General features: G+C 70.2%; 8 protein-coding genes and 3 pseudogenes. 6 read left to right on the forward strand and 5 right to left on the reverse strand.

Going from position 1 to position 12,240, the window contains the following annotated elements; translation table 11 throughout:
- The first annotated feature begins 112 nt into the window (after positions 1-112).
- The 5 genes and pseudogenes from WBG99_RS00475 (at position 113) to WBG99_RS00495 (ending at position 5,952) form a co-directional block, all read left to right on the forward strand.
- Positions 113-427, forward strand: a complete 315-nt coding sequence (locus WBG99_RS00475; protein WP_327349000.1) for a trypco2 family protein — start codon at positions 113-115, stop codon at positions 425-427.
- Positions 427-2,592 (forward strand): hypothetical protein, encoded by a 2,166-nt coding sequence (locus tag WBG99_RS00480; protein WP_338894369.1) that lies wholly within the window; start codon positions 427-429, stop codon positions 2,590-2,592. Before WBG99_RS00475 ends, WBG99_RS00480 begins: the two co-directional genes overlap by 1 nt.
- Positions 2,589-3,584, forward strand: a complete 996-nt coding sequence (locus WBG99_RS00485; protein WP_338894370.1) for a MoxR family ATPase — start codon at positions 2,589-2,591, stop codon at positions 3,582-3,584. Before WBG99_RS00480 ends, WBG99_RS00485 begins: the two co-directional genes overlap by 4 nt.
- A 4-nt stretch (positions 3,585-3,588) precedes the next feature.
- Positions 3,589-5,025, forward strand: a pseudogene (locus WBG99_RS00490) (SAV_2336 N-terminal domain-related protein); the annotation flags it as partial.
- Positions 5,026-5,235: 210 nt separating this feature from the next.
- Positions 5,236-5,952: a response regulator gene (locus WBG99_RS00495; RefSeq protein ID WP_338900157.1), complete on the forward strand. Its 717-nt coding sequence runs from the start codon at positions 5,236-5,238 to the stop codon at positions 5,950-5,952.
- A 523-nt stretch (positions 5,953-6,475) separates the two neighbouring features.
- Here the strand turns inward: WBG99_RS00495 and WBG99_RS00500 are convergent.
- The 5 genes and pseudogenes from WBG99_RS00500 to WBG99_RS00520 form a co-directional block, all read right to left on the reverse strand.
- Positions 6,476-7,675 (reverse strand): annotated as a pseudogene (locus WBG99_RS00500) (IS4 family transposase); the annotation flags it as partial.
- Positions 7,676-7,819: 144 nt separating this feature from the next.
- Entirely contained in the window at positions 7,820-8,659 is an 840-nt protein-coding gene (locus tag WBG99_RS00505) for a hypothetical protein (RefSeq protein ID WP_338894371.1), read from the reverse strand.
- Positions 8,656-9,390: a MerR family transcriptional regulator gene (locus tag WBG99_RS00510; RefSeq protein WP_338894372.1), complete on the reverse strand. Its 735-nt coding sequence runs from the start codon at positions 9,388-9,390 to the stop codon at positions 8,656-8,658. Before WBG99_RS00510 ends, WBG99_RS00505 begins: the two co-directional genes overlap by 4 nt.
- Positions 9,391-9,527: 137 nt before the next feature.
- Positions 9,528-10,189 (reverse strand): annotated as a pseudogene (locus tag WBG99_RS00515) (Tn3 family transposase); the annotation flags it as partial.
- A complete protein-coding gene (locus WBG99_RS00520; protein ID WP_338894373.1) occupies positions 10,156-10,998 on the reverse strand; it encodes a hypothetical protein in 843 nt (280 codons plus the stop codon). The gene WBG99_RS00520 and the pseudogene WBG99_RS00515, both read right to left, overlap by 34 nt.
- Here WBG99_RS00520 and WBG99_RS00525 point away from each other — a divergent pair.
- Positions 10,988-11,422 (forward strand): hypothetical protein, encoded by a 435-nt coding sequence (locus WBG99_RS00525; RefSeq protein ID WP_338894374.1) that lies wholly within the window; start codon positions 10,988-10,990, stop codon positions 11,420-11,422. The genes WBG99_RS00520 and WBG99_RS00525 overlap by 11 nt on opposite strands.
- The last annotated feature ends 818 nt before the right edge of the window (positions 11,423-12,240 follow it).

Genomic DNA, 12,240 nt, shown 5'->3' on the forward strand with positions numbered 1-12,240 from the left:
GCCTCCCCCGCCGGACACGCACCCCGACGCGCCCGTTCCCCTGAAGCCCGGGCGCCCGGCCCCAAAACCTTGGCAGACTACTCCGCAGGCACAAGGTGCGTTGGGGGTACGGATGGCGGGGATCGGTCTTACCGCAGCAATCGAGGAACTGCGGCAGGAGCTCTATCGGGCGCAAGACCTGGGGGCAGACCAGCAATTCACGTTCGGCATCGAGGAGGCCGAACTGGAGCTGCAGCTGGAGCTGCGCAACAGCGGCAAGGGCGACGGCAAGGTCAGCTTCGGTGTGGCGACCGTCGGCGCGGGCGGTGAGCACTCCACCGTCCGCACCCACAGACTGACGCTAAAACTTTCGGTCCGGGACCGAGCCCGCGGCGGCTCCAGTCCCGAGATCAGCGACACCGAAACCGGGTCCTGGGACGAGGAGTGATGGACCCGCACAGACTGGTGCTGATCCGCAGCGGGACCACGCGGCTGCGCCATCGCGTCGGCTCCGGCTATCTCGTCGCACCCCGCCTGGTGCTCACCGCCGGACACATACTCCGGGACGGCGAAAGCGGCGCCCACTGGGAGGAGATCCAGGTCAGAGTGGGACACCCGGGCCGCGGTGAGACGCTACGCACCGGAGCGGAGCTGATCTGGACCCATCCGCAGGACCTGGACGTCGCCCTGCTGCTCACACACGACGAGATCGACGTACCGGGGTCGGTTCGATGGGGCCACCCCGTGGACACGGCCCCGCTGCGCTACGAGGGACTGGGCTTTCCGCTGGCATCCACGGAAGACAGTCGTGACGCCGAACACCTCCGAGGCGTCCTGCCTCCGCTGTCCTCCGGGGCTCGCGGCCTCTACGTGCTCGACCAGGAGCCCGCACCCGACCTCCGCGACGACGGCCGCAAGGCCTGGGGAGGCGCCTCGGGAACCGCAGTGTTCTGCGAGGACCACCTGGTGGGCGTGGTGATTCGCGACGACCGGTCCTACGGCAACCGCCGCCTGCGGGCCCTCCCGGCGCATTGCTTCGTCCAAGACGACGGCTTCGAGGCACTCCTGCGGCGGTACGCCGACGGTCCACCCCGCCTGACCGAGATTGGCGCCGCCCTCCCGAAGGCCCAGCCCGCGGCGGAACGCAGCCCGGCCGAACAGGAGACCGAGCGGCTCCTGTGGTCGGTGCTCGGCGGCCGGATCACCTACGCGGCACATGCCCGCGCCCTCGTACGGCGGCTCGGATACACCGTCCCCGACAGCCATGAACCGACCATGCCCGACCTCGCGGCACTCGTGGCGGCCCATCCCCGCGCCCTGCCCTCCCTGAGCAGCACCCTGGCCCCGGCTCTCACCGGCGAGGACGAGCGCACCCGCCTGACGGACGTCCTCACTCGCGCCCGTGCCGGCGGACTGTGCCTGCTCCTGTCCCTGGACGAGTGCGAGCACTTACTGGAACTGCTCCGCGGCATCTGCAAGGAGCAGCCCACGCTGATACCTCGCGCCGCCCGCGAGGCCCTGCGCTACGCCTGGCTACCCGACCCGCTGAACCGCACGCACCTCTGCGCCGACGACCTCGAACACGTCGTCGAGCACCTGGAGTCCGTCTCCGACAGCGAGCGCGTGCCCGACGGCACACCGCCCGTACCGGCCCTGCTCCGCCTGACCGAATGCGTGGCCGCCGCCCTGGGAAGGGAAGCGGGCGCGGAGCTGCGCAGCTGGTCCGATCAGGTGGCCGCCCGGACCGGCATCCACCCGGCGGCGCTCGCCGAGCGCCGCACCGACGCCGGCCGCTGGGCCGCCCGGCAGTCGCCTCCCTTCTCCCGCGTCGTCGTCGAAGTTTCCCGCGCGCGGACCGAACCGCGCGAGAGCTACTACTGCCGCATCCTGCTCGCCCGCGCCGACGGCACTCGCATCCCCCTCCACGAGGCGGAGAGCGCGCCGAGGAAACCCGAGGAAGTGGCCCGGCGGGTGCGCGACGCCGTCGAGGTCGTCGCGGACGAGCTCGGCCCGACGGCCGCGCCCCACGCGACGGTTCTGGTGGCCCGCGACAGCCTCCATCTGCCCATCGACGAATGGAACCCCGGAGCACCCAACGAGTTCGTGCCCGACCAGCCGATCGGCGCCGAGTTCCGCATCACCCTGAGCTGCCCGGAGATGAGCGACCTGGTGCGCGGCAGAGAACGTGAGCACCGGCGGCGCTGGGAGAGCGGCCACGCGGCCCCCTTGGTGGTCGACGACGAACGTGTCACTCGGCCACGGCTCAGGCGGCTGCTGCAGACCACTCACCGTGACGCCACCCAGGTCGTGCTCCACGGTTCCCCGGAACAGCGGGACGCACTGCTCGAACTCTGCCTGGCGCTCGGCGTCCCGGTCGTCCTCTGGGACCGGCGGGCCGACTGCCCCGCAGACGCAGCCGGGCTGCAACAGTTGGACCCCACCGGCCCGCTCGCCGATCTGCCCGAGCGGGTCCGCGTCTTCCGAGGGACGGCGTTCGACGAGCCGGAGACGCTCCCGGCGCGCCCCGCCCTCGTATGGGAGGAACACGGCCGGCGACTGCGGCCCGAATCGCTGACCCTGCAAGACCCCCCAGAAGGAGCCCACGCGTCATGACCGCCGCACAATCCGCTGCCACCGGCCACCCCACCCCGTCCGACGACGGGGACTGGCGGCTCTTCCGGGGCGACGGAGCGCCCCGCGCGGTCACCTTCCCGCCCGCACCGCCATGGCGCCGCCTCCACCTGGAGGAGCCCGACGTCTCGCGGACCGCACGCCCCCACCCGTACCTGATCGACCCCGACGATGCGGACATCGTCAACGCCGCCCTCCACCTGCGTCGGCCTCTGCTGGTCACCGGACACCCCGGTACCGGAAAGTCCTCCCTGGCTCACGCGATCGCCCACGAACTCGCCCTCGGCCGCGTCCTGCACTGGCCGGTCAACAGCCGCTCGACCCTGCAGGACGCCCTCTACCACTACGACGCGATCGGCCGGCTGCGGGAAGCGAACCTCCGCCAGGACACGGCCGGCTTAGAACCCGGCATCGGCCAGTACGTCCGGCTCGGACCCCTGGGCAACGCGCTGCTGGCCCGGGACCGGCCCAGGGTCCTGCTCATCGACGAGCTGGACAAGGGGGACGTCGACCTGCCCAACGACCTGCTCACCGTGTTCGAGGAGGGCGAGTTCGAGATTCCGGAGCTCAGCCGCCTCCCCGAGGAACACTCCACGGTCCACGTCCGGACCGACGACCCGGACGCGCCAGCCCCGGTGATCCGCGGCCGCGTCCGCTGCCGCGAATTCCCCGTCGTCATCATCACCAGCAACGGTGAACGCGAGTTCCCGCCCGCCTTCCTCCGACGGTGCGTCCGTCTCGACCTGCCCGAGCCCGACGATGAGCGGCTGCGGGACATCGTCGCCGCGCACCTCGGCCACGAGGCGCTCCACGACATCGACGACCTGCTGGAGGAGTTCCTCGGCCGGCGCGCGCCCGGAGAACTCGCGACAGATCAGCTGCTCAACGCGGTCTTCCTGCGTAAGGGCGGCATCGATCTGGACGCCGGCCGACTGCTCGACGCCGTTCTGCACCAACTCGGCGGGGCGGTATGAGGCCATGGTCGGACGTCTGAGAGAGATCCTGGCCAGGAGCGGCGTCGACCTCGCCGATGAGGAACTCCTCGACGTCCTGTGGCTGGCCAGGCACCTGCCGGGCGACGTCCGTCCGTTGGCGCGACGTCCGGCCCCGGCCGCCCCCTCACGGCAGGCCGCCGAGCAGGGTGAGCCCCGGGCCCCCGGCGCGGACGATCCCGCGCAACAGGGCGCGCACCCGCCGCCGGACGTCGCCCTGCACCGCCTGTTCCCCCTGCACGCGGCCCCGCGGGGGAAGGGGAGCGGCAGGCCGGAACTGTCCCCGCACCGGGCGCACGCCGTACGCACCCCGGGCATCAGTGTCCTGCCCAGCCGTCATCTCACGCTCGGCAAGGCGTTACGGCCTCTGCGGCAGCGGATCCCCGATCGGCGCCGTCAGGAACTGGACGTGGCACGGACGGTGGACGCCATGGCCGAGACGGGTCTGCCCGAGACCGTGACCAGTCCCGCCCGTAGCCGCTGGCTCTCCCTCGCCCTGCTGATCGACGACGGCGTGTCCATGTTCCTGTGGAAGCGTTTGGCCTCCGAGATCCGCACACTAATGGAACGGGCCGGGGCCTTCCGCGACGTACGCGTGCTCGGACTGAACACCCGTGGTCCTCACGCCCCGTTGCTGAGCAACCACCCCTACCGGCAGCAAGGGCCCTACCTTCCGCCGGCCGCGCTCTGCGACCCCACCGGCGGCACCCTTGTCCTCGTGGTCAGCGACGGCGTCGGCGACGCATGGTGGGACGGCCGGATGAGCGAGGCGGCGGCCATGTGGGCCCGACGGCAACCCACTGCGATCCTGCAGGCGCTGCCCGCCCGGCTCTGGGCGAACTCGGGCATCACGACTCGGCCGTGGCACGTCACCAGTGTCCGCAGGGGCGGTCCCACCACCACCTGGCACGTCACCGACCCCAGACTGCCGGCGGACCTGGTCGGCTTCGACTCCGTCCCCGTCCCCGTGCTCGAACCCACACTGGTTGCCGTCGGCGACTGGGCCCGGCTGGTCGCCTCACCGAGCGCGACCGCGGTGCTGCCGCTGTGGGACATCGGGCGGTCCGTCACCCAGCCCCAGCGCGCCGAGACCCGGCAGGGTCCGGACGACGAAGCCGTCCTACGCTTCCGCGGCGCGGCCAGCCCGGAGGCATATCGGCTCGCCGCCCACCTCGCGGCCGTGGCGCCCGTCACTCCGCCCGTCATGCGCATGGTGCAGGAGGCCCTGGGCCCCCCGACGGACACCGGGCACCTCGTGGAGGTCTTTCTCGGCGGCCTCATGCACAACGCCGCCGCGGACACCACCGGCCGATTGCCGCAGCCGGAGTTCTTCGACTTCTCCGACGACGCACGGCGCATCCTCCTCGGCACACTCCCCGCCCGCGAGTTGCTGCGCACCACACGACTGATCGCCGACCGCCTGGCAGCGTCTGTCCGGCACTCACCGAGCTTCACCGCCTGGGTAGCGCACCCGGGAGGCGCCGCCACCGTCGGCGCACCCGAACGGTCCTTCGCCCAACTGGAGGAGCGGCTACTGAAACGCCTCGGTGTCGCCATGCACATCGACGCCCCACTCGCCGACCGGCCTCCCCTAGCCTCGGACTCCCCCGAACGGCCCCGGTCACAGCCACCTGTGGCTCAGCGGACGGATACCAAGCCCCCCGCGCCGTCCTCCGCGGCGGACACGAAGGCCAAAATCCTTCTGGTCGACGACCAGCCGGAGAACCTACTGGTCATGGAGACTGTCCTGTCCGCGCTCGACCAGACACTCGTCCGCGCCTCGTCGGGGGAGGAAGCACTCAAGGCGCTTAACGACGACGAATTCGCCCTCATTCTACTCGCCACCCAGATGTCGGGAATGGATGGCTACGAGACCGCCGCACACATCAAGCGCCGTGTGCAGACTCGCGACACCCCGATCATCTTCGTCAGCGCGTCCGAAATGGGTCCGCGCGCCACCTATCAAGGGTATGCGGCCGGTGCCGTGGACCATGTGTCGCGGCCGTACGATCCCTGGGTGCTGCGCGCCAAGGCGACCGTCTACGTCAAGCTGCACCACAAGAACGTGCAACTGCGCAAACAGGCCGCCTGGTTGGGCACCGGGCCCGCGACCGATCTGACGGCGCAGCTGTCCACCCTGTTGTCCGACGCCGAGACGCAGGCACACGACCTGACCGGACAGCTACAGACACAGGCATCGCGCGCGACGGTGAGGATCACGGCCGCCCGCCTGGAACGCGCGGTCAGAAGCCTTCGCCAGGTCCTGCAGGGCGCGTTGGAGCTGCAGGAAGAACCTGGTGCCCCGCCCGCCCCGGCTTCCCTGCACTCACCACGACATCGAGACCAGTGAAGGAAGCCCGGCCGCGCGTTTTCGTGCCGCTGTCGCCGCTCTCCGTTCCCGTCCTTCCGGTTCGAGGTGATCCTTACGCCTTCGTCCGGCCGGTGCCCGCGGCGCGGCCGGTCACGGAAGCATTGAGGTCTATCCCTGACTCCATTCACCCACGCCGCCCCGGCGCGATCCTCACGTTCACCAGCACCGAGAACCTCTTCAACACTCCCCACGGCATCCCCGTGTCACAACCACCGGCGAGGAAAGCGTTACGAGACGTCGAAGGAAGCGTCCACTTGACCCCTCTAGCGGCAATACCGGTGATTTAGGTTGTTTTCCGGCAGGTCGGCTTGGTCTTGGTCGGCCCGACGAGGGTCACGTGTGGAGTTTCCGGCCGGGGCGGGTTGTGGTGCTTGGCGCGTTTGAGCTTCCAGTTGGACATCTTGCGTTTGATGACGCGCGGGCTGGAGCGCAATCGCCGGGGTGACAAGAGCCGTTCACGGATCTCATCCAGGGCGGTGACCAGTGCCCGGGCCAGTCGGGAGGGGGAAAACGCCGCCTGGTCGGTGACGTGGCGGCGGACGACGCGCAGGGTGCGGGTGAAGGAGATCCGGTCCGGGTCCTGCTCGGATTGCTGTGCGGCCTGGTGCATCAGATCCCGCAAGGCGTGGTGCACCAGCAGGAAGGCGAAGATCTCCTGCTCGGCGCCGCGGGGATGCTGGGAGCGCAGGACGAGGCGGGGGCCGCCGAGATGGGTCTTGATCTCATCCAGCGTGCTCTCGATCTCCCATCGCTGGGCGTACAGCGCGGCCAGCGACGCGGCGGGGGCGGCCTTCGGGTCCAGGATGGTGGTGATCAGCCGGTACACCGTGTCGCTGCCGCCGCGGCCGAGGGTGTACTCGATCACCCGGACCCGGGCCGGGTCCGCGCGACGGTTCTTGTCCCGGGCCACGACGATCTCCGAGAGGTAGGAGCCGTCCTCCAGTAGGGCCCGGACGGGGAGTACGGCGTCGTTCTTGACCCGCCACAGCAGGTCTGCGCCGGTTGCGGCGGCGGCCCGCCACAGGTCAAAACCGCGAAAGCCCCGGTCGGCCAGCAGCAGCATGCCCGGCGTCAGTGAGCTGAACAGGCGCCGGGCCAGCTCGGTTTCATGGACAGCCAGCGGTCCGGCCTCGGCCGCGAAGACGGCGTGGGTGCCGCACTCGGCCAGCGCGGCCACCCTCACCTGCGGATAGGCGCTCTTCTCCCCTCCGCGGCTGACTCCCGGGCGGCCGAAGAAAGCGGCGTTGGCCTCGGTGTCCGGCACGTCGAAGGTGGTGCCGTCCACCGCGACCAGCCGCCACCCCCGATACCAGGCCCCGCTCGTTTCCTCGGTCGCCACGGGCCGGCACACCCGGGCAAACAGTGCTTTCAACGGCTCCGGGCCCAGTCGCAGACGGGCCCGGCCGATCGCCGCGGTGGTCGGCACCCGCCAAGTCCCCTTCCACCGGCCCATCCGCTGAAGTCCGTGCGTCAGAAGCCGGGCGACCTCCTCATAGCCCTGCCCGGAGAACAGGCACATCGCCAGCACGAAATAGACCACCACCCGGGCGGGCAACAGCCGCTGGCGCTGCTCGACCCGGCCGCATCCCGCGACCACCTCATCCACCAGCTCCGGCGGAAACGCGCGGGTAAGCACACCAATCGCGATCCGATCCGACAACCGGTCATCCGACGACGACTTCACCTGTCCGGGCCTTGGCACACCACACCCAACGACCCTAAAACCCCAAAGTCACCGGTATTGCATCTAGAGGGTCTGCCAGGAGTCGTCGGCATCGCGGAATTGGTTAACAGAGGGCGAAGTTGTCTACCGCTCCGTCTGTGTGGTCGGAACCGATCTGTGTGCTCAGGCGGGCTGACGGAGTGCGCTGACCAGTGCGCGCGGGTCGTCTGCGTGGAAGCGGATGATGTGGGCCTCTTCCGTTGCACCGAGCGGGCGGGTGAAAGGGAGTGGCCGGTTCAGCTCCAGGGTCACCGAGGTCTGGCTGCCCACGATCAGGTCGAGGACCCCGTCCTCGGAGAGGGTGATCAGGCGGCCCTCGGGATAGCGCCGGTCGACCCGGACCGAGGCCACCGCGTCCGGCGGTACGGTGAGGTCGAAGAGGGCTCCGTAGCGGATCCGCAGAGAGCCGTCGGGGCGCACGACGTGCGGCCGGGTGACGCAGGCAGCGTGCAGGGCCAGCACGAGGACGACGCCATACAGGTCGAGTACCAGGATCACCCGGTGGACCACCGGCCAAGGGATGAGCAAGGCCAGGACCACCGCCTCGATGACCATCACGAAGAGCAGCCCGTACATCATCGCGGTCTGGGGCCCGGTGTACGCGGCAGCGAGGTCCCCGGGGCGCACCCCGTGCGTGCCGCGCCGGACCCACCGCCCCAGGGAGGCGAGGGCGCGCAGTTCGTGGAGGATTAGGCGGCGGACCGTCACCGGCACCGCCTCCTGCACGGCGGACCGCCGCGCCGCCCGGCGGTCCGCGCCGCGGGCGCGCGCGGCGACGTACAGCGAGCGCAGCACCCATGCCTCCAACAGCAGCACCACGAGCACCAGCGCCTCGGCGCCCGCCAGCGCCCACCCGGGAGGCCGGACCCCAGCCACCAGGCAGGCCACCAGGGCCAGTTCCCCCGGCAGCACGGCGGCCACCGCGACCCGCGCCGCCCGTACGCCCCTTGGCCGGCCGCTCATCCCCGGCCCCTTTCCACGAAAGCCTCCATGAGCCGGCCCACGACTTCCGCCTGCGCGGGGGTGTACTCGGCGAGCAGCGCCTCCTTGAACCCGGTCACGACCACCCCGTCCTCGGGGATCGCGGCGAACAACTCCGCGGGGACGGCTGCCATCAGGTCAGCCGCCAGGGGTGCGATCCGCGGATCGTCGGCGGGGGCTTCGGCGAGCGCGTCGAGGCGCTCATACAGTTCGACAACTGCGGGATCGGCGACCAGCGTCCCGAGCAGCCCGAGCATCTCTTGGTTACCGGTGCTGGTGGCGTCCAGCAGCGTGAGGTACTCGCGGTCCTTGGCCGCGCTCGGCGAGTCTGTTCGGGGGGCCTGTGCCAGCAGTGCGGCGAGGGCGGGTGAGACGGGCCCGGTCGCGCCGGGCGGCTCGGCGAGCAGGGCGCCGAGCCGGCGGCGGCGCTCCCGGATGTCGGCTTCCTGGCGGGCCAGGTCGGCGTCGAGTTCCTCCAATATCTCGGTCAGGTCGCGCCCGGCATCGTGGGCGAGGGCGTCGCGCACTTCATCGAGGCTGAGGCCGAGTTCGGTGAGCCTGCGCACCCGGGCGAGCAGGACGGCGTCGCGGACGCTGTAGGCCCGGTAGCCGTTGGGGCGCCGCTCCGGTTCCGGAAGCAGCCCGACATGGTGGTAGTGCCGGATCGCCCGGGTGGTGAGCCCCACGAGCGCGGCGATCTCTCCGATTCGCATGCCGCCAGTAGAAACCCTGCCGTTGCGTCAAGGTCAAGCGCTGGAAGTATCGTCGGGCGCAAAACGATTCAAGCGCGTCTACACACCGGAGTGGTATGTCCTCGCCAGCGCACGTATCTGGCCAGGGTCCGCTCCCGCTACCCCTCGTCGTCCTCGTCGAGTTCCACTGTGTCCGGGTCGCGAAGCGGGCGTAGGGCGCCGCCAGTCGGAGTGGAGGCGGTGAAGCTGTAGCGGCCCAGGACGTTGAGGTTGCGGTGCTTGAGCGGGGAGAGGCGGGCGATGTCCTCGTCCCGGATCTCGTGGCCCTCGGCACGGAGCCGGGCGACGGCGGCGTCGATGTACCGGGTGGTCCAGAGCACCACGGCGTTGAGGACCAGGCCCAGTGAGCCGAGCTGGTCCTCCATCCCGTCCGGTACGCCTGATGGATGGTGCCGCGCTTGCCGTGGCACACGTCGCGGGCCAGCTTGTGCCGGGACTCCTGCACGGTGAGCTGGCGGTTCATCTGGCGGCGGTAGGTGTCGTCGACCGGGTCGACGACGCGGAGCAGGTGCTCGGTCTTGGCGATCCGGCCGTACTCGGCGAATGCCTGTCCCAGCGGGGTCGGGTGGCCTTCGCGTCCGAACATCCGCAGCAGGTCGTAGGCGCGAACCTGGTTGGTGACCAGGGAACCGGCGACCCGGAGCATGTCCGGCCAGTGAGTGATCACCTTGTTCAGGTTGACCCGGTTGCGGGCCAGCGGCTCCAGCGGCCCGTACGTGCCTGTCTCTACTCCGGGAAGGGACGCGCGCCAGAATCGTTTACTTCCTGCGCTGGCTCGCCCAGGCCCACCCCGACATCGACGCGATGACCCAGCTGGAGCGCCGGCACGTCGAGGGCTTCATAGCCCACCTGCACGAGCACATCAACGCCCGGACCGGACGGCCGCTGACGGCACGGTCCCGCTATACCTACCTCAGCCCGCTGCTTCAGTTCTTCCGCGAGACCAGCCAGTGGGGCTGGAGCGACGTCCCGGGCAGACCCCTGCTCGGCCGCTCGGACATGCCCAAACTCCCCTCCGCACTGCCGCGGTTCATCCCCCGGGCCGAGCTGGACCGCCTCATGGAAGCGGTCGAGGAACTCGAAGACCCGCACCAACGTGCCGCCCTGCTTTTGCTGCGCTGGAGCGGCGCCCGGCGCGGGGAGATCGCACGGCTGACCCTGGACTGCCTGGACGCCTACCCCGACGGCTATCCGCGGCTGCGGATCCCGGTCGGCAAGACCTACACCGAGCGCATGGTCCCCCTGCACCCCCAAGCAGCGGACGCCCTGCGCGAGTTGATCGACGCGGCCAAGACAGCGAACGCCGCAGCCCGACATGACGCATGGGCCCAGCGGCCTGTCCGCTACGTGTTCATGCGGCGGGGCAAGCCCATGGGCCGTCACTTCCTCTACGCGGACGCCCTGGAGATCGCCTGCCGCAAGGCCGGGCTCGTCGACGGCGACGGCAATCCCACCGTGACCGCCCACCGGTTTCGCCACACCGTCGGCACCCAGCTCGCCGAAGGCGGCGCCCAGATCCAGACGATCATGGCAATCCTCGGCCCACCGCAACGCGCAGATGTCCGCCACCTACTCCCACATCAGCGATCCCGTCCTGAAGGAGCAGTACGAGAAGGTCATCGCCGCCGGCGGACGGATCGCGGGCCCGGCCGCGGAGGAGCTACTGACCAGCCGGATCGGCGAGGACACCCTGAACTGGCTCAAGACCAACTTCTTCAAGACCGAACTCGAACTCGGCCACTGCCTGCGGGCACCCGCCGAAGGGCCCTGCGAGTGCGACCTCTACCTCCGCTGCTCGAAGTTCCTCACCACGAGCGAGTACGCCCCGCGCCTGCGGTCCCGGCTCGCCCGTGAACAGCAGCTCGCCCAGGACGCCGTCGAACGCGGCTGGCCCCGCGAGGTCGAACGACACAAGGCCATCGCCGAACGGATCTGCGGCCTCCTCGCCGATCTCGGAGAGAGCGCCGAGCCCGGCCCTGACGATCACTGCTGAGCGGTTGTTTTCGGCAGCCTGAACGAGAGCCCCGACGGATACTTGCCAGATGGATGGATCAAGGGCTTCTTGGGTCAACACCACACACGATTGGGCTGGCACCGTGGACGCGGACCATCTCGGTCAGATCCGCCAGGAATCTGCCCAGTTCGCTCCGGGCGGGCCGGGACACCTAGTTCTTGAGATCGTTGCTTATGCCGCTGACGAGGCAGCGAGCCGGGGCGGCGGACGGTGTGTGGTCACGCTGCATACCGACGGCTCGGTGTCGGTGAAGGATGACGGACGGGGCACCGACACTCGGGTCGACGAGCATGGCCGGGTGGTGAAGAAGCCGGTCATGGCCACGAAGGATCTTCGGTTCTTCGACTTCCCAGAGGCGGAGCGGCTTTCGGACGGACATCCGCGTCGCGGCATGTCCGTCGTCGCAGCGCTCAGCGAGTGGCTGATTCATACCAACCGCCGTCTCAACGGATCCTGGAGCCAGCGCTATGAGCACGGCGTCCCGGTGACCGATCTGGTGCCCGTCGAAGCGGACGGGACCACGGGGACCTGCGTCCGCTTCCTGCCGGACGAAGCCCTGCGTTCGCGGTGGTCGTTGACCACGGGCGACCTGGCCCGTTGGTCCCAGCACTGGCCCGACCTGACTGCCCGCCTCGACGATCAGCGCGACAGCGGGGACCGGTCAGGCCCGTGACCACGGGGCGGCACGACCGCGCTGCACCGGAGAGAGCGGCCCGGTCGGATCCCGACCCGCGGTCCTGGTGCTCGGCCCCGGTGGCCTGGAGGCGGCAGGAGTCGGAGACGGTCTCGATCAGGGT

Origin of the sequence: Streptomyces sp. TG1A-60 (genome assembly GCF_037201975.1) — a bacterium.
GTDB lineage: Bacteria > Actinomycetota > Actinomycetes > Streptomycetales > Streptomycetaceae > Streptomyces.